Genomic DNA, 20,040 nt, shown 5'->3' on the forward strand with positions numbered 1-20,040 from the left:
TCAGGCTCGGGCCAGCATCAGGCCAGTTCGTGCGGGAAGTACTTGATCACGCAGTCGACGGGGTTCGGCGCGGCCTGTCCCAGGCCGCAGATCGAGGCATCGCGCATCACCGCGGACAGGTCATCCAGCGCCGCCAGGTCCCACTTGGGTTGGCGGATCAGGTCGAGCGTCTTGGCCGTGCCGGTGCGGCACGGCGTGCATTGCCCGCATGACTCGTGCTTGAAGAAGTGCATCAGGTTGCGTGCCGCCTGCGTGGCGCTGTCGTGGTCGGACAGGATCACGATCGCGGCCGAGCCGATAAAGCAGCCGTAGGGCTGCAGCGTATCGAAGTCGAGCGGGATATTGCCCATCGCCGCCGGCAGGATGCCGCCCGACGCGCCGCCCGGCAGGTAGCCGTAGAACGCATGGCCGTCGAGCATGCCGCCGCAGTATTCGTCGATCAGCTCGCGCACCGTGATCCCGGCCGGCGCCAGGTGCACGCCGGGGCGTTTGACCCGCCCCGAGACCGAGAACGAGCGCAGGCCCTTGCGGCCGTTGCGGCCTTGCGAGGCAAACCACTCGGCGCCCTTCTCGATGATGTCGCGCACCCAGTACAGGGTTTCGAAGTTGTGCTCCAGCGTCGGCCGGCCGAACAGGCCAACCTGCGCCACGTAGGGCGGACGCAGACGCGGCATGCCGCGCTTGCCTTCGATCGATTCGATCATCGCCGATTCTTCGCCGCAGATATACGCGCCGGCGCCGCGGCGCAGCTCGATACGCGGCAGGCCCGGTACCGGAGGGTCCTGCTGCAGCTGCTGCAAGGCTTCGGCCAGCAGCGCGCGGCAGCCGGCATATTCGTCGCGCAGGTAGATGTAGATCGCCGCCACATCGACCACGTGCGCCGCGATCAGCATGCCTTCCACGAAGCGGTGCGGATCACGTTCCAGGTAGACGCGGTCCTTGAAGGTGCCGGGCTCGCCCTCGTCGATATTGATGGCCATCAGCCGCGGCGCGGCCTCGCCACGCACGATGCGCCATTTGCGCCCGGTCGGGAAGCCCGCGCCGCCCAGGCCGCGCAGGCCGGAATCCTCCATCGTGGCCAGCACCGCGGCCGGGTCGAGCCCGCCGCCGGCCAGGTCCTTCAGCAAGGCATAGCCGCCGTCGCGCCGGTAGGCGGCGTAGTCGATATGGGGTTCTGGCGCATGGCGCACCGCTTTGGCCTGCACGGCGGCACCGATGGCCTCGGCCGTCGCCGCATCGACCGGGTTCTGCCCGACCAGCGCGGCCGGCGCCTTCTCGCAGCGGCCGATGCAGGGCGCGGCGATGACGCGCACCTCGGTGCCAAGCAGCGCCGGCAGCTTGTCGATCAGCGCCTGCGCACCGGCCAGCTCGCAGGCAATGCCCTCGCATACGCGCACGGTCAGCGCGGGCGGCGGCGCGATCTGGCCGTCGGCATCCTCGCGCACCACGTCGAAGTGGTGGTAGAAGGTGGCAACCTCGTAGACCTCGGTCATCGACAGGCGCAGCTCGCTGGCCAGCGCCACCAGGTGCGGCATGGCGAGCTGGCCGTAGCGGTCGTTGATGCAGTGCAGGTGTTCGATCAGCAGGTCGCGCCGGCGGGGCATGTCGCCCAGCGCCACGCGCACTTCGGCCAGCGCGGCCGCGTCGACTTGCCGGCCCTTGGGCTGGCGGCGCTTGCGCTGCCGGCTGAGACCCGTCGCCTCGAGGGGAATGACAACCTGGTTCATGGCGTGCCTGGATGTTGTTTGTGGGGTTGCGCTGCGCGATCAGGAAGGCGCCCGGCGGGCCGCCCTCCTGTCGTGCCTTGTTGTTGTCGTATTGTGCTCTACCGCGCGCGGCAGCTGTGCAGGCATCGCAGCCGCACGCGCCCGGGTACTGCCGGCGCCGGTGGGCGCCGTACTGCTTTCTTCATCAGGTCAGGTCTTCGGGCACGGTACGGTAGCCCATCGGCGCAGCGGTGTTGGCATGCACGTACTTGCGGGCATGGGCCTCGCGCATCGGCTTGAGGACGAACAGCGCCATCGCCGCGGTCAGTGCCGCCATGCCCGCGGCCACCATGAACACCGCATGCCAGCTGCCGGTGGCGGCGGTGATGACGCTGGAGAACGGCACCAGCAATGCCGCCGTGCCCTTGGCGGTGTACAGCAGGCCGGCATTGGTGGCGGCAAACTTGGGCCCAAAGGTGTCGCCGCAGGTTGCCGGGAACAGGCTGTAGATCTCGCCCCAGGCGAAAAACACCACGCCGGTAAGGATCACGAAGGCGACCGGATGGTGCCCGTACTTCGACAGCAACAGGATACCGACGGCCTCGACCGCGAAGGCGAAGAACATGGTGCGTTCACGGCCGATATGGTCAGAGATCCAGCCGAAGAACGGACGCGTCAGGCCATTGAGCACGCGGTCGATGGTCAGCGCGAAAGTCAGCGCCGGCAGCGTCAGGCCGAGGATGGAGATGGGCGCCTCATGCAGGCCGAAATCCTTGGCGATCGGGCCCAGCTGCGCGGTGGCCATCAGGCCGCCGGCGGCCATCATCACGAACATCGCGTACATGACCCAGAAGATCGGCGACTTCAGCACCTCGCGCGGCGACGCGTTGTAGGTGGCTGCCGCCTTCAGGGTGCTCTTGACCTCGCTCAGGATCTTGGCCGACGGCGGGTACAGGGCCATGCCGAGGATGAACACCACCAGCCCCTGGCCCAGGCCGAACCACAGGAAGGCCGCTTCATAGCCCGAGGTCTTGATCATGTTGGCGATCGGCACCACGGTCAGTGCCGAGCCGGCGCCGAAGCCCGCCGCGGTGATGCCCGCCGCCAGGCCCCGGCGATTGGGGAACCACTTCAGCGCATTGCCCACGCAGGTGCCATACACCGCGCCCGCGCCCAGGCCGCCGATGGCCGCCGCGACGTAAAGCATGGGCAGCGAGGATGCCACCGAGTTCAGCGCCCAGGCCACCGCGCACAGCAGGCCGCCGCCCACCACCACCGGGCGCGGGCCGTACTTGTCGACCAGGTAGCCCTCGATCGGCACCAGCCAGGTTTCTGTCACAACGAAGATGGTGAATGCGACCTGAATCGCGGTACGGCCCCAGCCGTATTTGTCGTCGATCGGGTTGACGAACAGGGTCCAGCCATACTGCATGTTGGCGATCATCGCCATGCAGATCACGCCGAATACCAGTTGCACCCACGGCGACGCAAAGCGCGACGTGGACTCCCTCTGCTGCAATTCCATGATGTCTCCTTATAGCGGCGAACCGCCAAGGTGGAAGATGGGCGCCTTCAGACGCCTCTGCGTGACTCTCGGTCGAAGAACAGCTGAGCCGTTCTAGTGCTATACGGTATGTGATATATCAGGTAAGTCAAGCGTATTCGTCGCGGCTGTGCAGCATGAAGCCGCGTTACCTGGTGCCGTGGCCGCCACGGATCGTCTGCGACTGGTGCGCAAGCTCCATCAATGGCTGTCCCGGCAGCATCAAGAGTCCTTGGAAATCAAGCAGTTGCCGTGCGCCGGGTCATAGATCGGCCAGCGCACGGCATCCGCAAGCATGCCGGGGATCGCGCCATCGAAAAACCGGGAAAACGATCGGTTCGGGAAAGTCCCTAGATGCAGACATGGATATCCGGCCGTATCCGTAACGATATGGAATGTCGGGGAATCTACGCAGGGCGTGGCACGCACAGTGCCGATGGTGGACAGCGCGTTAGGAGGCGCCAGGACGTTCGCTATTGCAAACAGAGGGAAAGAGAAGGCAGTGACGGGGAATGGCGGCCGTGCTCGCGGTGATGGACGCAAGGGATGCCGGCCGCTACAGCCCTTGCCTTCAGCGCAGCAGCGCTAACGCGCCGCGCGCCTGGCGGCCTCAGGCATAGGCAAGTTCACCAGCGGCGGGCACGATGCGCGACGCGCTGGCGCGGCCCACGCCGTCGCGGTGCTGGTCCGAGCCCAGGCCGGCAAAGCGGCCGTGATCCTGCGCGGTGACCAGCACATCCATGGGCAGGCGCGTGGCCAGCAGCGTGGTCACGCCCACACCGACAGCAATCAGGGCCAGGCCAAGGGCGACGAGAAGAGCGACTTCCATTTGAAAACTCCAGTAGCGTTGTGATCAGGAGTTTTCATTATATGCTGCGCCGCACTATGTGTAAATATCCTGTATGTAATATATCAGTAGAGGTTTTGCACTAATCCAACACCGCCCCTTGCCTGCCCTCCTGGTTTACATCGTGGTCGCTTCGCGCCTGCGAACAGGCGGCTCCTGGTACTCCTGGCCGCGCAAGGCATCCCAGATCGCGGCGGCATTGGGCTTGAGCGAACGGCTCTTGCGCCGCACCAGCATCACCGTCGATGTCACCTGTGGCCGCAGTGGCCGCATCACGGCTGCCGGGTGCATGCCGCCGGCCTGTGCACGCGACGGCACCACGCCGATGCCCAGCCCCAGCGCCACCATGCCGAACACCGCCGCGAAATGGCCCAGCAGCTGCAGCGAGCCCGCACGCACGTGATAGCTGCTGAGCGCCTTTTCCACCACGGGCTGCACGCCGCATTGTTGGTCCAGCGTCAGTACGCTGGCATCGCACAAGTCGCCCCATCCTACGGTGTCGTGCTGGGCCAGCGGGTGCTTGGCGGGCAGCACGGCGTGATAGACGTCGACGCACAAGGGCTCGCAATACAGGTCGTCGCCGGCGCGCGGATCGGTGGCGATGCCGAAGTCGACCTCGCCGCTGCGCACGCTCTGCAGCACCGATTCCTGCGGACGGTCCCTCAGGTGGATGGCGATCGCCGGCCACGCCTGCCGGCAGCCGGCCAGCCAGGTCGGCAGCGACATCGAACTCAGCACCGGGTCCGACGCGATCTGCACCAGGCCCTGGCATGGCCGGCTGGCGCTCTGGCTGTCGCGCAAGGTCTGCTCCACTTCCTCGACCAGGTGGCAGATGCGCTGGGACAGGTGCTGGCCCGCGTCGGTGAGCTCAACCTGGCGCGTGGTGCGGTCGAACAGCCGCTGGTCGATCTCTTCTTCCAGCTCGCGCACGCTGCGGCTGACCGCGGATTGCGTCAGGCCCAGTTCGCCAGCGGCGCGGGTAAAGCTCTTGTGCCGCGCCACCGCGGCAAAGGCCTTCAGTTGCGGGAGCGAGATATTCATGGCCTGCCCCCCTGCCCCGCGCCGGCATGGCCGGGGTGAATCCTGTCTTCAGGCACGGCATGGCGCCGTGGTGCACGCACGGTTGCGTTCAATCCGGTCACGGTTGTCTCCTGGTTTGCGTGGCTGTGGGCAGCCATCGTTGTTGTCGGCCATGATGATGGCCGGCGGCTGGCTCCTGCGCTGCCGGAGTGCCGGATTCTGGCGGGAAATGTCGAACGGACGATTGATGCTACTTGAATCTAAGATCAGCACTGCATAAAGTTTTTTATCGTTTATATAGCCGATCGTTTATAGGACGGGAGCAGGATGAAGAATGCCACGCTGCGGCAACTGAAGGTCTTCGAGACAGTTGCCCGCCATATGAGCTTTTCCCGCGCCGCCGAGGAACTGCACCTGACGCAGCCCGCGGTATCGACCCAGGTGCGGCAACTGGAGCACCACGTGGGGCTGCCGCTGTTCGAGCAACTGGGCAAGAAGATCTACCTGACCCCGGCTGGCCACGAAATGCTGCATTACAGCCGCAGCATCATCCAGCAGTTCCGCGAGGCCGAAGACGCCATGTCGCAGCTCAAGGGCATCTCCGGCGGGCGCCTGAGTGTCGCGGTGATCAGCGCCGGCGACTATTTCTTTCCACGGCTGCTGGCGGAATTCATGGACCGCCACGAGGGCGTGACGCTGAACCTGGCCGTGCATAACCGCGAAGAACTGCTGCACCAGCTGGCCGGCAACCTGACCGACCTCGCCGTGATGGTGCGCCCGCCCGAGGGCATGGACACCATCAACGAGGCTTTTGCCCCGCACCCCTATGTGATCGTCGCCGCGCCCAGCCATCCGCTGGTGGGCGCGCGCAATATCCCGCTGGCCGAACTGGCCGACGAGGCCTTTGTCTCGCGCGAGAAGGGCTCGGACACCTGGAACTCGATGCAGGAGGGCTTTGCCGGCCGCCTGGCGAACCTGCGCATCGCCATGGAGATCAAAAGCACCGAGACCATCAAGCAGGCCGTGATCGCCAATATGGGCATTGCCTTCCTGTCAGCCCATACCGTGGGCCTGGAGCTGCAGGCCGGCAAGCTTGCCGTGCTCGATATCGAAGGCTTTCCGGTGATGCTCAACTGGTACGTGGTGCACCGCAAGAACAAGCGGCTGCCGCCGGTGGCGCTGGCGTTCAAGCAGTTCCTGATGGAAGAAGGCGCCGACCTGATCCAGACCATCACGGGCGTGGAAGGATTGATCCGCCAGGACGCCTGAGCGGAATCATAAACGATGACTTATGATTTCGCGATGAAACTTTAATTATCGTAAATCGTTCAACGTCCCTATGCTTGTCTCAACCCAACTGCCAGCGCGCATCCGAGGAGACCAGCATGAACCCAGCCCAGCAGGAAAGCCGCCACGCCGCCATCACCGTCGGTGCCGACAACCAGCCGATCCCGCGCGAGACCCAGCTCGCGGCGTATAACGCGGCCTTCATCGAACTGGGGCTGCGCTTTCGCTGGGATGCCGCCATGTATGAATGGCTGTGCGGCATCGAATGCGAAAAGGGACGGGTCGCCCGCTATATCGAGGAACATCACCCTCACCTGCTGGCCGCCTACGACGCCGCGTTCCTGAGCGGGCTGATCTTCGAGAAAAAGAACGAGTACCTGCGCGCGGTCGGCCACCTCAACTGAGCGGGCCCGATCGGTTCACGGCGAGGTGCGCGACAGCGGCCTCGCCGTTTTTTGTTCAGCTGACCTTGGCCACCATCAGGTAGAAGATGGCCAGGAACGAGATCAGCGCCGGAAAACCCAGCCCGAACCACCACCAGAACAGGCGCCAGTAGGCCCGCGGCAGCTGGGGTGCGGTGCAGTCCAGCGCCACGTCGCGCATGCGCTTCTGCAGCCAGACCACCGGCAGCCAGCAGGCAATGGCGATGGCGTAAAGCACCACCGACCACTTCAGCCACGGCACCGACCACGAGAACCCCGCCATCTTCACCAGCGCATAGCCGGTCAGCGGCTGCAGGATCGCCGTGGAAGCGGTGAAGATCCAGTCGGCGATCACCACCATGCGCGCGGTCGCGGCGACGGTGCGGACGTTGCGCGTCAGCGTCGCGCCGACCAGGTAGAAGGCGCTGCCCACGCCGGTGCCGAACAGGAAGGTGGCCGACAGGATATGCAGCCATTTCAGCGTGACGTAGTCCATGCCCGCTCCTCGCTCAGGTGCAGCCACCACAGTACGGCCAGCATCGGCACGTTCTTGCTGAGCGGGCCATACGGATGCAGCCAGTATTCCGGCAGGCGCACGCTGATGATGGCCGTGTAGCCCAGGATCAGCGCGATCTGCGCGAGCCACAGCCAGCGCGGGCGCCGCGGCAGCACGCACAGCACGCCGAACACCAGGTCCAGCAGCGCCGCGCCATACAGCGCCAGCGGCTGCAGCGCCGGCGGCACGCCCGCGCGCGCCAGCAATGCATAGCTGTCAGCCACCGGATACAGCCCCAGCGAAACCGCCGCGGTGACGATCCACACAAAGGCCAGGCTCCAGCGCAACAGCGGATGGATCCAGCGCTGCAGCGCCTGGGCGCGCAAGGCGCCGCGCAGCCCGGGGGGAATGAACGCAGCCACCGCCCGTGGCGGCCGCCCGAGAACGCGCTCAAGCCCCGACGGGTCCGCCACGCTGCCCTGGTCCAGCATGGTCAGCGCATCGCGCCCCAGCACGCCGCCGGTGGCGCGTTCGGCCAGCGGCATCGCCGCCCGGGCCAGCGCGCGTGGCAGCGGCAACAGCCAGGCCTTGCCGCGCAAACCCAGCCCATGGCGCAACGCCTGCAGGTAGCCGGCCAGCGGCATCGGCGCCGGGCCCACCAGCGCGAGCCGGCCGGAGCGCCAGGGTGCTGCGCCGCCCCACTCGGCCAGCAAGGCCACGATGGCCTGCGCCACGTCGTCGACATGGACCGGCTGCACGGGTTGCCTGCCGCCGCCGGGCAGCGCCAGGCAAGGCAGCGTCGCCAGCGCGCAGAACAGCTGCGCACTGGTGCCGTCGGCACCGAATACCAGCGACGGCTGCAGCACCACGGCATCGATGCCGAGCCCGAGCAGGTGCTGGTCGGCCGTGCGCTTGCTGCGGTGGAAATCGGTGAGCGCGCGTTCGTCGGCACCCAGCGCCGACATCTGCACCACCAGCCGCACGCGCTGGCGCTGGCAGGCATCGAACAGCGCCTGTGGCGCGGCGCGGTGCAGCACGTCGAAGCGCTGCGTCGCGGTCTCGCGGAAGATGCCTATCAGGTTGACCACCGCATCGACATCGGCCAGCAGGGGCGCCCAGTCCGCCGCGGCCGTCATCCGCGCGAAATCGACGGCACGAAATTCGCTTGCCGTGCAGGCATGGCCGCCATGCGGCGCTTCCGGTGCATCGTGCGCAGGCACGCGCCGCACTCCCGCTATCACATGGAATCCTCCAGCCAGCATCGCGGCACAGGCATGCCGGCCGATAAAGCCGCTGGCGCCGAGCACCAGCACGCGCTGGATGCGGCCACCGTGCTGCGCCGGGCCGCGGTCTCGGGCACTTGCGCCAGCCTGTTGTCCACCGGCATGCTCGCCTGCGGCGGCAGCGTCGACTGCGGCAGCGTCTTCGCGCCCGTCAACGCCGTCAGCCACTGGATCTGGGGCGATCGGGCCATTCACACCAACCGGCCGTCGGTACGGCATACCGTGCTGGGCTATGTCATCCATCATGCGATGTCGGTGTTCTGGGCAGCGTTCTACGAAGGTGCGATGGCCATCAGCGCCACACATGGCGATGTCCGCCCCAGCACGCGCCCTGCCGCATCCCCCACGACGCCGACGCGCGTGCTCGGCGGCCTGGCAATTGCCGGCATTGCGTGCTTCGTCGACCTGAAGTGCACACCCCATCGCCTCACCCCTGGGTTCGAGCGCCGGCTGTCGCCCGGCATGCTGGCGCTGGTCTACGTGGCGTTCGGGCTCGCGCTGCCGCTGGGTGCGATGCTGCTGCGGCGCGCCGCAAAACGCGCTTGAGTCCGGCCCCCGCCCGCGGTCCTGGTCCGTCCTGCTGCACGCAGCGCCAGTAATTTTCACACGGCTCTCCCGCTTTTACCGTTCCCGCCGCGTCCGGGCGGGCCTTCGCGTTGCGCCCGGCAACGCCCTGCACCAGCCGTGCAAGCTCCACGCCACCGCGCCCTCGGGTTGTGACAACCGGGCATGATCGTTGCGGCGGCGAGCGCCCGGCCGGGCCGTCGTTCCTTCACACCGCCTGCCTCACCGCAGCGGCCGCGCCCCGCTCACCCCAACCGGAGAGACCACCATGTTCATGCACAACAAGCGACTGCAATACACCGTGCGCGTATCGCGTCCCGACCCTGGCCTGGCCAATCTGCTGCTGGAGCAGTTCGGCGGCCCACAAGGGGAGCTGGCCGCGGCATGCCGCTACTTCACGCAGGCCCTGGCCGAGGAAGATCCCGGCCGCAAGGACATGCTGCTCGATATCGCCACGGAAGAACTGAGCCACCTGGAGGTGATCGGCTCGATCATCGCCATGCTCAACCGCGGCGCCAAGGGTGAACTGGCTGAGGGCCTGGACCAGGAAGCCGAGCTCTACCGCTCGCTGCAAGGCGCAGGCAACGACAGCCACGTGACGCAGGTGCTGTTCGGCGGCGGGCCGGCGCTGGTCAATTCCGCGGGCGTGCCGTGGACGGCCGCCTATGTCGACACCATCGGCGAGCCCACCGCCGACCTGCGTTCCAACATCGCCGCCGAGGCGCGCGCCAAGATCATCTACGAGCGGCTGATGAACGTGACCGACGACCCCAGCGTGCAGGAGGCCCTGGGCTTCCTGATGACGCGCGAGATCTCGCACCAGAAGTCGTTCGAGAAGGCGCTGTACTCGATCACGCCCAGCTTCCCGCCGGGCAAGACGCCGGGCGATCCGCAGTTCGCCAACGTCTACTTCAAGATGTCGCAGGGCGAGGCGATGCGCGGGCCATGGAATGCGGACCGCAGCTTCGTCTTTGTCGAAAGCCCGACGCCCGCGGTGGATGGCGGCGACGGCACCGCCCAGGTCGACCTGCCCGCCGAGCAGCAGGGCACGCTGGAAGCGTTTGCGATGCGCGGCGCCTCCGACCCGCAGAGCGATCCGCTGACCGGTGCGGAACTGGGGTCAGGCGAAGCCGACGCCGGGCAGCAGCAAGAGAACCCGCCGGCCTGACATGAGCGCGGGCGGGGCCCACTGCGAGGGCACTACGGCCGCCACGCCGTCAGCGTCATCGCCACCATGGCCACGTTCATGGCGACGATGATGCCGACGGCCAGCGTGGCCAGCAGGAACACCGTGCGCGAATTGGCGTAGCGGCCCATCAGCCTGCGGTCGCTGGTAAAGCGCAGCAGCGGAATCGCCGCGAACGGCAGCTGCAGGCTCAGGATCACCTGGCTGACCAGCAGCAGCTGCGCCATGCCGCGCTCGGCAAACAGGAGGGCCACCACCAGCGCGGGGACGATCGCCACGCAGCGCGTCAGCAGGCGGCGCGCCCACGGCGGCAACCGCGTGCGGATAAAGCCTTCCATCACCACCTGCCCCGCCAGCGTGGCGGTCACGGCCGAGCACTGCCCCGACGCCAGCAGTGCGACGCCAAACACCACGCTGGCCCAGGTGGCACCGGTGAGCGGACTGAGCAGGCGATAGGCGTCCTGGATCTCCGCGACATCGGTGCGGCCGGCCGCATGGAATACCCCGGCGGCGGTGACCAGGATCGCACTGTTGATGACGAACGCAACCGCCAGTGCAGTGATCGTATCGAAGGCGATATAGCGCAGCGCGCGTTCGGTGCCCTGCCGGTCCGCATGCGGCAAGCGCGTCTTGACCACGGCGGAGTGCAGGTACAGGTTGTGCGGCATCACCGTGGCGCCAATGATGCCGGTGGCGATATACAGCGCGCCAGCGTCGCCCAGCACCGCCATGCGCGGCACCAGGCCGGCCGCCAGATCCGGCCACGCGGGCTGCGCCAGCGCCAGCATCAGCAGGAAGCAGCCCAGCACCAGCACCACCATGCTGATGACGAAGACCTCCAGCCGCCGATAACCGCGCTGCTGCAGCACCAGCACCAGCAGCACGTCGAGCACCGTCAGCGCCACGCCCCAGGGCAGCGGCAGTCCGAACAGCAGGTTCAGCGCAATCGCGGTGCCGATCACTTCGGCCAGGTCGGCGGCGCAGATGGCCACTTCGCACAGCACCCATTGCGACCACGCCGACAGTGGCGACGCATGCCGGCGGCACGCCTGCGCCAGGTCCAGCCCGCTGACCAGGCCGAGGCGGCTGGCCATGACCTGCAGCAGCATGGCCATGGCGCTGGCCATCGCCACCACCCACAGCAGGCGATAGCCGTAGGCCGAGCCGCCGGCAAGATCCGTGGCCCAGTTGCCGGGATCCATATAGCCGACCGCGACCAGGTAGCCGGGGCCGGCAAAGCGCGCGAAGTCGCGCCACGCGCGGGCCGGCGGCGCGGCGGCCAGTTCCGGGGGCATCAGCGCACCGCCGGCAGCGCTACACCGGGAGCGGCAGCAGCCGCGCCAGCATGGAGGCGGCGCCCGCCGCGACGATGAACAGGCCCACGGTCATGCGCACGGGATGGCAGCGCCAGCGCCGCCAGAACCAGTCGTCTCGATCCATCGCCACTCTCCCGATGGGCCGGACCACCGCGGTGCCGGCAGACTTGGCGCAGCGCAAGGATCGTTCCCGCGCGGCAAAGCTGGTCACGCGCTCGCTGCGGCGCATGCGGTGCGCTGCGTGGTAATTCCGGCGCTGCGGCGTGCGCGCCCGTTTGCAAGCTTTACGCGCCCCTGCCACGTGCCGCAGCCGGCGCGGCAGTCATCCGTCAGCCAGGCGCACCAGCAGGGGCATCCTACGCCGGCTAGGCTTGTTCCTTCACCTGGCTTTCCAGCTCGACCAGCCGCTTCTTCAGCGCCCGCTCCTCCTGGAAGCGCGCGGTCTCGTCGCGGATCACCGCGACGATGCCGGTGATGGCGCCGGCGGCGTCCTTGAGCAGCGCCACGGTGAAGGCGATCGACATCGCCTTGCCGTCCTTGCCGACCGCCGGCACCTTGAGCAGGTCATGGCCGTAGCGCGTGATGCCGGTCGCCATGGTCTTGTCGTAGCCCTCCCAGTGCCGCCCGCGCAGCCGCTCAGGGATGATCAGGTCCAGCGACTGGCCCATGGCCTCGGCCTGGGTGAAGCCGAACATGCGCTCGGCCGCCGGATTCCACAGCGTGATGGCGCCCTTGGCGTCGGAGATGATGATGGCGTCGCCGATGGCGGACACCAGTTGCGCGTAGTCGATCTGCTCTGTCATGGGGATTCCCTCTCGTCATCTGCAAACGGCAGCGGCCGGGGCGCGCCGGTGCCATCAAGGTAGCGTGCCACATCGCGGCGCCACAAGCAAAAACGCCGGAGCCCGCTGTACGCGCGGCCCCGGCGTCGGCGCCGGCACGGGTGCCGGCGGTCGGCGTCAGATCACCTGGGACTCGCGCAGGCGCTTGATGTCTTCCGCACCGTAGCCGAGGCCGGCCAGCACCTCTTCGCTATGCTCGCCCAGCAGCGGCGAACCCGTGATCTCCGGCTTCAGGTCGGAGAACTTGATCGGGCTGCCCACCGTCAGGTAGCTGCCGCGCTCCTTGTGCGGCACCTCGGTGATGCTGCCGCTGGCACGCAGCGACGGATCGGCGGCAATCTCCTTCATCGACAGCACCGGCGCGCACGGGATGTCGAACTTGCGCAGGATGTCGACCGCCTCGTACTTGGTCTTGTCGGCCAGCCATTCCTCAATGGTGTTGAAGATATCGAAGATATGCGGCTGGCGCGCCTTGGGGGTGGCGTAGTTGGGGTCGTCGATCCATTCCGGCTTGCCCAGCGCCTTGCAGATGGGCTCCCAGGCATGGCCCTGGATGGTGAAGTAGATATAGGCGTTGGGATCCGTCTCCCAGCCCTTGCACTTCAGCACCCACCCCGGCTGGCCGCCGCCGCCCGCGTTGCCGCCGCGCGGCACCACGTCGCTGAAGGTGCCGTGCGGGTACTGCGGGTACTCTTCCAGGTAGCCCAGGCGGTCCAGGCGCTGCTGGTCGCGCAGCTTGACGCGGCACAGGTTCAGCACCGCATCCTGCATCGACACCGCCACCTTCTGGCCCTTGCCGGTCTTGTCGCGGCCGATCAGCGCGGTCAGGATGCCGATCGCGAGGTGCATGCCGGTGTTGGAATCGCCCAGCGCCGCGGCGGAAACCGTGGGCGGGCCGTCCCAGAAGCCGGTGGTCGAGGCCGCGCCGCCGGCGCATTGCGCCACGTTCTCGTAGACCTTCAGGTCTTCATAGTGATGGCCGTCGCTGAAGCCCTTGACCGAAGCCACGATCATCTTGGGGTTGAGCTCGTTGATGCGCTCCCACGAAAAGCCCATGCGGTCCAGCGCGCCCGGGCCGAAGTTCTCGACCAGCACGTCCGACTCGCGGATCAGTTGCTCCAGGATCTTCTTGCCTTCCGGCTTCTTCGTGTCCAGCGTGAGCGAACGCTTGTTGCTGTTGAGCATGGTGAAGTACAGCGCGTCGACATCCGGGATGTCGCGCAGCTGGGTGCGCGTCACGTCGCCGGAACCCGGGCGCTCGACCTTGATCACGTCGGCGCCGAACCATGCCAGCAGCTGGGTGCAGGCGGGACCCGCCTGGACGTGCGTGAAGTCGATGATCTTGATGCCGTTGAGTGGGAGGTTCACGTTCGTCTCCTATTGGATTAGGGGGTGAAATTCGCGTGGATTACTTCTTGGCCGAGCTTTGCGGATTGAGGTTGGTCAGGCGGCCGCTTTCGGTGCCGGCTGCCGGATCGATGACGGCGTTGACCAGCGTCGGCCTGCCCGAGCGCAGCGCCTCGTTCACCGCGGCCTCGAGTTCCGCCGGCGTGGTGACGTTGGCGCCGACACCGCCGAACGCTTCCATCATCTTGTCGTAGCGCGCGCCCGGGACGAAGGTCGTGACCGCCGGGTCGGTGCCGCCGGTGGGGTTCTTGTCGATGCCCTTGTAGACGCCGTTGTTGTTGAAGATGACGATGCAGACCGGCAGGTTGTAGCGGCAGATGGTCTCGACTTCCATGCCCGAGAAACCGAACGCACTGTCGCCGCACAGCGCCAGCACCGGCTTGCCGGTCTCGACCGCCGCGGCCACCGCGTAGCCCATGCCCACGCCCATCACGCCCCAGGTGCCCACGTCCAGGCGCTTGCGCGGCTCGTACATGTCGATCACGGCGCGGGCGTAGTCCAGCGTGTTGGCGCCCTCGTTGACGAACGAGATGCCCGGGTTGGCCTTGACCACGTCCTTCAGCACGCTCAGCGCGCCGTGGAAGTTCATCGGCGCGGCATCCCTGGCCTTGGCCAGGGTCTCGGCCATCTTCGCCAGGTTGGTGTCCCTGCGGTCTGCGACCGCGTTCAGCCACTCGGCGCCCGGCTTGGCAAAGTCATTGCCGATCTTGTCGAGCAGCGCTGTGACGCACGAGCCGATGTCGCCCACCACCGGCGCGGCGATGGCGACGTTGCTGTCCATCTCGGTCGGCGCGATGTCGACCTGGATGAACTGCTTGGGCTTGCCCCAGGTCTTGCCCTTGCCGTGCGACAGCAGCCAGTTCAGGCGGGCGCCGACCAGCAGCACCACGTCGGCCTCCGCCAGCACATAGGAGCGCGCGGCCGAGGCCGATTGCGGATGCGTATCGGGCAGCAGGCCCTTGGCCATCGACATCGGCAGGTACGGGATGCCGGTCTTCTCGACCAGCTTGCGCAGGTCAGCCTCGGCGCGCGCGTACGCGGCGCCCTTGCCGATCAGGATCAGCGGGCGCTTGGCGGTCTTCAGCAGCGCGACGGCGCGGTCGACCGAATCCGGTGCAGGCAGTTGGCGCGGCGCCGGGTCCACCACCTTGATCAGCGACTGCTTGCCCTTTTCGGCTTCCAGCGACTGGCCCAGCAGCTTCGCCGGCAGGTCCAGGTACACGCCGCCCGGGCGGCCCGACACAGCGGCGCGAATGGCACGCGCGACACCTACGCCGATGTCTTCGGCGTGCAGCACGCGGAACGCCGCCTTGGCATGCGGACGGGCGATGGCCAGCTGGTCCATCTCTTCGTAGTCACCCTGCTGCAGGTCGACGATCTCGCGCTCGCTCGAGCCGCTGATCAGGATCATCGGGAAGCAGTTGGTGGTCGCATGCGCCAGCGCCGTCAGCCCGTTCAGGAACCCCGGCGCGGAGACGGTCAGGCAAACGCCCGGCTTCTGCGTCAGGAAGCCCGCTATCGCCGCGGCGTTGCCGGCGTTCTGCTCATGGCGGAAGCTGATGACGCGCATGCCGTTGGCTTGCGCCAGACGGGCCAGATCGGTGACCGGGATGCCGGGCAGGCCGTAGATGTTTTCGATGCCGTTCAGCTTCAACGCGTCGATGACCAGATGAAAACCATCGGTTTGTGCCTGATGCTCTTCCGCGGCGTGACGCTGCAGCTCGTTTCCGACTTCTGCCATGGTTGCTTCCTTCTATGCAAATTGACTGGGGTGGGAATTTTTGTGACTCAGGCTGCCGCGGGAGTGCTATGGGCCCGCTTCGCTACGACTTCCGACATGCTTGGTCTCCTTTTGGACTTGTGTTCGTGATGCGCGGGCGCTGTGCCCTGCTGCGGTCGGTCCGGTTCGTTCGACCGGTCTTGATGACATACGGTATGTGATATATCAGAGAACGGCAAGCTATTTTCCACCTCTGCGACCAACTTTCGTCAGTGCACTGCAGCAAACCTGGCTGGATCGGCGCGTAAATAGGCGTAATTGCTCAATTCACGCCATTTATTCGCAATTCTCACCAATGCATAAGTTGGATCTGAAATCGACTTAAGAGGCGATTTCAGTCAGCAGATATATTACATACAGCGTTTCTGGCTGACGGAACGGCTTCGCCCCCTGTCAGACGGGTACCTCCTCCAGCTGCCGCAGCAGCGCATCGACGCTGCCCTTGGCATCGCCAAACCACATGCGCGTGTTGTCCTTGTAGAACAGCGGGTTGTCCACGCCGGCGTAGCCCGCCGCCATACTGCGCTTGGACACCACGACGGTCTTGGCCTTCCACACCTCCAGCACCGGCATGCCTGCAATCGGGCTGGCGGGGTCCTCCAGCGCCCCCGGGTTGACGATGTCGTTGGCGCCGACCACCAGCACCACGTCGGCCTTCTCGAAATCGTCGTTGATCTCCTCCATTTCCAGCACGATGTCGTACGGCACCCGCGCCTCGGCCAGCAGCACGTTCATGTGCCCCGGCAGGCGGCCGGCCACCGGGTGGATGCCGAAGCGCACGTTGACGCCCTGCGCCCGCAAGCGCCGCGCAATCTCGCTGATGGTGCCCTGTGCCTGCGCCACCGCCATGCCGTAGCCCGGCACGATGATGACCTCGTTGGCGTCCTTGAGCAGGCTGCTGACTTCCTCGCTCGACACCGGCAGCACCTCGCCCTGCTCGGTCGCCGCGCCCTGCGCCTGCACCGCGCCGAATCCCCCAAGGATCACCGACAGGAACTTGCGGTTCATCGCCTTGCACATGATGTAGCTGAGGATGGCGCCGCTCGACCCCACCAGCGCGCCGGTAATGATCAGCAGGTCGTTGCCGAGCATGAAGCCGGTGGCCGCCGCCGCCCAGCCGGAATAGCTGTTCAGCATCGACACCACCACCGGCATGTCGGCGCCGCCGATGGCCAGCACCAGGTGCGCGCCGACCAGCAGCGCGATCACCGTCATCGCGGCCAGCGGCACCAGCCCCTGCTGCGGGTCCAGCGCGCTCAGGAAGGCATAGCCCAGCCACACGCACACCAGCAGCGCGCCGGCGTTGAGCACATGGCGCCCCGGCAGCAGCATCGGCTTGCCGCCCATGGTGCCTTGCAGCTTGAGGAAGGCGATGATCGACCCGGTGAAGGTGACCGCGCCGATCAGGATGCCGAGGTAGGTCTCGACCTCATGGATCGCCTTCTCGACGCCGCTGAGCGTGCTTGGCTCCAGGTAGTTGGCATAGCCGACCAGCACCGCGGCCAGGCCGACGAAGCTGTGCAGCACCGCCACCAGCTGCGGCATCTGCGTCATCTCGACGCGTTTGGCCAGCATGGCCCCGGCAATGCCCCCCACCACCATCGCCGCGATGATGATGGCGATGCCGTCGGGGCTGCCCGCCAGCACCGTGGTCATGACCGCGATCACCATGCCGGCGATGCCGAGCATGTTGCCGCGCCGGGCGGTGGCGGGATGGCTCAGTCCGCTCAGGCTGAGGATGAACAGCGCGCTGGCGGCGAGGTAAGCGATATTGCTGATTCCGGATGGCATGGTTCTCTCCCTGGCCTTAGTCGCGCTGGAACATCTTCAGCATGCGCTGCGTCACCAGGAAGCCCCCGGCGATATTGATGGTGGCCACCAGCACCGCGCAGCCCGCGATCACCGCCGTCAGTAGCGACGGCTTGCCCAGCTGCACCAGCGCCCCCACCACGATGATCCCGCTGATGGCATTGGTCACGCTCATCAGCGGCGTGTGCAGCGCCGCGGTGACGTTCCACACCACCTGGTAGCCGACGAAGATCGCCAGCACGAACACCGTGAAATGCGCCATGAAAGCGGGTGGCGCGACCGCCCCCAGACCCAGCAGCGCAGCGGCTGCCAGTGCCAGTGCCATCAGCGTCGTGCCGGTGCGGCGGCGCGGCGGCGCGGCTTCGGCCGGCGGCGGCACCTCTGCCGGCGCCTGCTGCTGCGGCACCGCCACGGTCAGCGGCGGTGGCGGCCAGGTCACCGCGCCCTGGTGCAGCACCGTTGCGCCGCGGATCATCTCGTCGTCCATGTCCACCACCAGCTGGCCGTCCTTTCCCGGCGTCAGCTCGCTCAGCAGGTGGCGGATATTGGTGCCATAGAGCTGGCTGGCCTGCGCCGCCATGCGGCTGGGCAGGTCGGTGTAGCCGATGATCGTGACGCCGTCGCGGCGCACGCTTTCGCCCGGCACGGTCAGCACGCAGTTGCCGCCCTGCTCGGCGGCCAGGTCTACCACCACGCTGCCGGCGCGCATCAGCCCGACGGTACCGGCCTCCAGCAGCTTGGGCGCCGGCTTGCCGGGAATCAGCGCGGTGGTGATGATGATGTCGACCTCGCGCGCCTGCTCGGCAAAGAGCCGCATCTCCGCTTCGATAAAGGCCGGGCTCATCTCCTTGGCGTAGCCGCCGCTGCCGCTGCCGTCCTCTTCCATCTCTACGGTGAGGAATTCCGCGCCCAGGCTCTCGATCTGCTGGCGCACCACCGGCCGCGTATCGAAGGCGCGCACCACTGCGCCCAGGCTGCGCGCCGCGCCGATCGCCGCCAGCCCCGCCACGCCGGCGCCGATCACCAGCACGCGCGCCGGCGGGATCTTGCCCGCGGCGGTGATCTGCCCGGCAAAGGGCCGGCCGAAGGCATGCGCGGCTTCGATCACCGCGCGGTAGCCGGCCATGTTGGCCATCGAGCTGAGCGCATCCAGCTTCTGCGCGCGCGAGATGCGCGGCACGCAGTCCATCGCCAGCACCGTGGCACCGCGCTGCGCCAGCCGCTCGAGCATCGGCATCTGCTGCGCCGGCCAGACAAAGCCGATCAGCGTGGCATGCTTCTTCAGCAGCGCTGCCTCTTCCACCCCCAGGCTGGGATGGACCTGCGGCGGGCGCACCTTGACCACCACGTCGACCGAGGCCCACAGGCTGGCCGCATCGACAATGGCCGCGCCGGCGGCGCGGTAGTCGTCGTCCGAGAACGACGCTTCCAGCCCGGCACCGGTCTCCACTACCACCTGGTAGCCGAGCTTGAGCAGTTCCTTGACCGAGTCCGGGGTGGCGGCAACGCGCCGCTCGCCCGGGTGGACCTCGCGCGGCACACCGATCGTCATTGGCATGGCATTCACCGTTTCAGGAAAGGGATCTGGCGCCGGCTCAGCCGCGCACGTGGTTGACCAGCGAGCCGATGCCGGCGATCGACACCTCGACCACGGCGCCGTCCTTCATCGAACCCACGCCCAGCGAAGTGCCCACGGCAATCACATCGCCCGGCATCAGCGTCAGGTCCTGCGAGATCCGGCTGACCTGCTCCTCGGGCGAGAAGATCATGTCCGAGAGCGGGTAGTTCTGCCGCTCTACCCCATCCAGCCGCGTGACCACGCTGGCGCTCTTCCATGGGAAGCCGGTGACGATGGCCGGGCCGATGCAGCCGAAGGTGTCGAAGCCCTTGGCGCGGGTCCATTGCGGGAAATTGGGATCGGCCGTGATCAGCTCTGCCGCGGTCACGTCGTTGACGATGGTGTAGCCGAAGATGTGGGCGCCGGCCTCCGCCACCGTCACGTTGCGCGCCTTCTTGCCGATGACGATGCCCAGTTCGCCCTCGTAGACGATCTTGCCGTCGTAGCTCTTGGGGCGCTGCACGGCGTCGTTGGGACCGGCCAGCGATGTCGCCGGCTTGATCAGGAACAGCGGGTGCGTCGGCACCGGCTTTTCCAGCTTGCGCGCGAGCGCGTGGAAGTTGTTCCACAGCGCCACCACCTTGCCCGGCGCGCACGGCGCGACCACGGTCAGCGCGGCGCGGTCATGCACGGCGCCGGTGGGGCTGGGATGGTCGAAGCCGTCGCGGTCATATTCGACCACGCGGTTGTGGTCTGCCTCATCGATGCGGCCATGGCCGATGCTGCCGTCGGCGCGGCGAAAACGAATCCAGGTTTGCACAGCATGCTCCTTGCGCAGGCAAAGGAAGGCCCCGCCTGCGCCGATGTCGGTTGCAGGGATCGTCAAGAAAAATGGAAGGAAGAGTGAGCGCGAGGTCGACGGGTCCGTCCGTCGTTCCCGCCTGCGCGGGAATGACGTCGGTACGCTCACGCAA

At 67.1% G+C, this 20,040-nt stretch carries 18 protein-coding genes; 4 read left to right on the plus strand and 14 right to left on the minus strand.

What is annotated here, in order from left to right:
* Nucleotides 1–17 precede the first annotated feature (17 nt).
* The 4 genes from ACEI37_RS01910 to ACEI37_RS01925 form a co-directional block, all read right to left on the minus strand.
* Nucleotides 18–1,727, minus strand: a complete 1,710-nt coding sequence (locus ACEI37_RS01910) for an NADH-ubiquinone oxidoreductase-F iron-sulfur binding region domain-containing protein (protein WP_373377067.1) — start codon at nt 1,725–1,727, stop codon at nt 18–20.
* A gap of 184 nt (nt 1,728–1,911) precedes the next feature.
* The gene (oxlT, locus tag ACEI37_RS01915; RefSeq protein WP_373377068.1) at nt 1,912–3,231 is read right to left on the minus strand and encodes an oxalate/formate MFS antiporter; all 1,320 of its coding nucleotides are present in this window, start codon (nt 3,229–3,231) and stop codon (nt 1,912–1,914) included.
* 628 nt (nt 3,232–3,859) lie between these two features.
* On the minus strand, nt 3,860–4,078 hold the full coding sequence (locus ACEI37_RS01920) for a hypothetical protein (protein ID WP_373377069.1): 219 nt from the start codon (nt 4,076–4,078) through the stop codon (nt 3,860–3,862).
* 135 nt (nt 4,079–4,213) lie between these two features.
* Nucleotides 4,214–5,137 (minus strand): LysR family transcriptional regulator, encoded by a 924-nt coding sequence (locus ACEI37_RS01925; RefSeq protein ID WP_373377070.1) that lies wholly within the window; start codon nt 5,135–5,137, stop codon nt 4,214–4,216.
* Between the two features lie 306 nt (nt 5,138–5,443).
* Here ACEI37_RS01925 and ACEI37_RS01930 point away from each other — a divergent pair, with 306 nt between their 5' ends.
* Nucleotides 5,444–6,385: a LysR family transcriptional regulator gene (locus tag ACEI37_RS01930; RefSeq protein ID WP_373377071.1), complete on the plus strand. Its 942-nt coding sequence runs from the start codon at nt 5,444–5,446 to the stop codon at nt 6,383–6,385.
* A gap of 116 nt (nt 6,386–6,501) precedes the next feature.
* Complete coding sequence (locus ACEI37_RS01935) at nt 6,502–6,807, plus strand: hypothetical protein (RefSeq protein WP_012356314.1); 306 nt, start codon at nt 6,502–6,504, stop codon at nt 6,805–6,807.
* Between the two features lie 55 nt (nt 6,808–6,862).
* Here ACEI37_RS01935 and ACEI37_RS01940 read toward each other — a convergent pair whose 3' ends face one another.
* Nucleotides 6,863–7,321, minus strand: a complete 459-nt coding sequence (locus ACEI37_RS01940) for a DUF2269 family protein (protein ID WP_373377072.1) — start codon at nt 7,319–7,321, stop codon at nt 6,863–6,865.
* Nucleotides 7,303–8,583, minus strand: a complete 1,281-nt coding sequence (locus ACEI37_RS01945) for an SDR family oxidoreductase (protein ID WP_373377699.1) — start codon at nt 8,581–8,583, stop codon at nt 7,303–7,305. The genes ACEI37_RS01940 and ACEI37_RS01945 overlap by 19 nt, the downstream gene beginning before the upstream one ends.
* Nucleotides 8,584–8,595: 12 nt before the next feature.
* Between ACEI37_RS01945 and ACEI37_RS01950 the strand changes: the two genes are divergently transcribed.
* Together ACEI37_RS01950 and ACEI37_RS01955 are read left to right on the plus strand one after the other, a co-directional pair.
* Nucleotides 8,596–9,150: a hypothetical protein gene (locus ACEI37_RS01950; protein ID WP_373377074.1), complete on the plus strand. Its 555-nt coding sequence runs from the start codon at nt 8,596–8,598 to the stop codon at nt 9,148–9,150.
* 286 nt (nt 9,151–9,436) lie between these two features.
* Nucleotides 9,437–10,336: a manganese catalase family protein gene (locus ACEI37_RS01955; RefSeq protein ID WP_373377075.1), complete on the plus strand. Its 900-nt coding sequence runs from the start codon at nt 9,437–9,439 to the stop codon at nt 10,334–10,336.
* 32 nt (nt 10,337–10,368) lie between these two features.
* On the opposite strand, the gene ACEI37_RS01960 is transcribed toward ACEI37_RS01955, so the two are convergent.
* From ACEI37_RS01960 to ACEI37_RS01995, 8 genes are all read right to left on the minus strand, one after another.
* Nucleotides 10,369–11,649 (minus strand): Nramp family divalent metal transporter, encoded by a 1,281-nt coding sequence (locus tag ACEI37_RS01960; protein ID WP_373377076.1) that lies wholly within the window; start codon nt 11,647–11,649, stop codon nt 10,369–10,371.
* A 19-nt stretch (nt 11,650–11,668) separates the two neighbouring features.
* Nucleotides 11,669–11,794: a hypothetical protein gene (locus tag ACEI37_RS01965; protein WP_373377077.1), complete on the minus strand. Its 126-nt coding sequence runs from the start codon at nt 11,792–11,794 to the stop codon at nt 11,669–11,671.
* Between the two features lie 241 nt (nt 11,795–12,035).
* Nucleotides 12,036–12,473 carry a PAS domain-containing protein gene (locus ACEI37_RS01970; protein ID WP_373377078.1) on the minus strand — a complete coding sequence of 146 codons (438 nt, stop codon included), beginning with the start codon at nt 12,471–12,473 and terminating at the stop codon, nt 12,036–12,038.
* Nucleotides 12,474–12,629: 156 nt separating this feature from the next.
* Nucleotides 12,630–13,880, minus strand: a complete 1,251-nt coding sequence (gene frc, locus ACEI37_RS01975; protein ID WP_373377079.1) for a formyl-CoA transferase — start codon at nt 13,878–13,880, stop codon at nt 12,630–12,632.
* A 40-nt stretch (nt 13,881–13,920) separates the two neighbouring features.
* Entirely contained in the window at nt 13,921–15,660 is a 1,740-nt protein-coding gene (gene oxc, locus ACEI37_RS01980) for an oxalyl-CoA decarboxylase (protein ID WP_373377080.1), read from the minus strand.
* A gap of 432 nt (nt 15,661–16,092) precedes the next feature.
* Complete coding sequence (pntB, locus tag ACEI37_RS01985) at nt 16,093–17,490, minus strand: Re/Si-specific NAD(P)(+) transhydrogenase subunit beta (protein WP_373377081.1); 1,398 nt, start codon at nt 17,488–17,490, stop codon at nt 16,093–16,095.
* Between the two features lie 16 nt (nt 17,491–17,506).
* Nucleotides 17,507–19,066, minus strand: coding sequence for a Re/Si-specific NAD(P)(+) transhydrogenase subunit alpha (locus tag ACEI37_RS01990; protein WP_373377082.1), 1,560 nt, complete (start codon nt 19,064–19,066; stop codon nt 17,507–17,509).
* Between the two features lie 37 nt (nt 19,067–19,103).
* Nucleotides 19,104–19,886: a fumarylacetoacetate hydrolase family protein gene (locus tag ACEI37_RS01995; RefSeq protein ID WP_373377083.1), complete on the minus strand. Its 783-nt coding sequence runs from the start codon at nt 19,884–19,886 to the stop codon at nt 19,104–19,106.
* Between the last annotated feature and the right edge of the window lie 154 nt (nt 19,887–20,040).

This window comes from Cupriavidus nantongensis, from assembly GCF_041726985.1.
GTDB classification, from domain to species: Bacteria; Pseudomonadota; Gammaproteobacteria; order Burkholderiales; family Burkholderiaceae; genus Cupriavidus; species Cupriavidus nantongensis_A.

What these genes read in the sequence shown, in the direction of transcription:
- ACEI37_RS01910 (WP_373377067.1), bottom strand. Translation starts at nt 1,727, where the DNA reads ATGAACCAGGTTGTCATTCCCCTCGAGGCGACGGGTCTCAGCCGGCAG.
- oxlT (WP_373377068.1), bottom strand. Translation starts at nt 3,231, where the DNA reads ATGGAATTGCAGCAGAGGGAGTCCACGTCGCGCTTTGCGTCGCCGTGG.
- ACEI37_RS01920 (WP_373377069.1), bottom strand. Translation starts at nt 4,078, where the DNA reads ATGGAAGTCGCTCTTCTCGTCGCCCTTGGCCTGGCCCTGATTGCTGTC.
- ACEI37_RS01925 (WP_373377070.1), bottom strand. Translation starts at nt 5,137, where the DNA reads ATGAATATCTCGCTCCCGCAACTGAAGGCCTTTGCCGCGGTGGCGCGG.
- ACEI37_RS01930 (WP_373377071.1), top strand. Translation starts at nt 5,444, where the DNA reads ATGAAGAATGCCACGCTGCGGCAACTGAAGGTCTTCGAGACAGTTGCC.
- ACEI37_RS01935 (WP_012356314.1), top strand. Translation starts at nt 6,502, where the DNA reads ATGAACCCAGCCCAGCAGGAAAGCCGCCACGCCGCCATCACCGTCGGT.
- ACEI37_RS01940 (WP_373377072.1), bottom strand. Translation starts at nt 7,321, where the DNA reads ATGGACTACGTCACGCTGAAATGGCTGCATATCCTGTCGGCCACCTTC.
- ACEI37_RS01945 (WP_373377699.1), bottom strand. Translation starts at nt 8,583, where the DNA reads ATGCTGGCTGGAGGATTCCATGTGATAGCGGGAGTGCGGCGCGTGCCT.
- ACEI37_RS01950 (WP_373377074.1), top strand. Translation starts at nt 8,596, where the DNA reads ATGCCGGCCGATAAAGCCGCTGGCGCCGAGCACCAGCACGCGCTGGAT.
- ACEI37_RS01955 (WP_373377075.1), top strand. Translation starts at nt 9,437, where the DNA reads ATGTTCATGCACAACAAGCGACTGCAATACACCGTGCGCGTATCGCGT.
- ACEI37_RS01960 (WP_373377076.1), bottom strand. Translation starts at nt 11,649, where the DNA reads ATGCCCCCGGAACTGGCCGCCGCGCCGCCGGCCCGCGCGTGGCGCGAC.
- ACEI37_RS01965 (WP_373377077.1), bottom strand. Translation starts at nt 11,794, where the DNA reads ATGGATCGAGACGACTGGTTCTGGCGGCGCTGGCGCTGCCATCCCGTG.
- ACEI37_RS01970 (WP_373377078.1), bottom strand. Translation starts at nt 12,473, where the DNA reads ATGACAGAGCAGATCGACTACGCGCAACTGGTGTCCGCCATCGGCGAC.
- oxc (WP_373377080.1), bottom strand. Translation starts at nt 15,660, where the DNA reads ATGGCAGAAGTCGGAAACGAGCTGCAGCGTCACGCCGCGGAAGAGCAT.
- pntB (WP_373377081.1), bottom strand. Translation starts at nt 17,490, where the DNA reads ATGCCATCCGGAATCAGCAATATCGCTTACCTCGCCGCCAGCGCGCTG.
- ACEI37_RS01990 (WP_373377082.1), bottom strand. Translation starts at nt 19,066, where the DNA reads ATGCCAATGACGATCGGTGTGCCGCGCGAGGTCCACCCGGGCGAGCGG.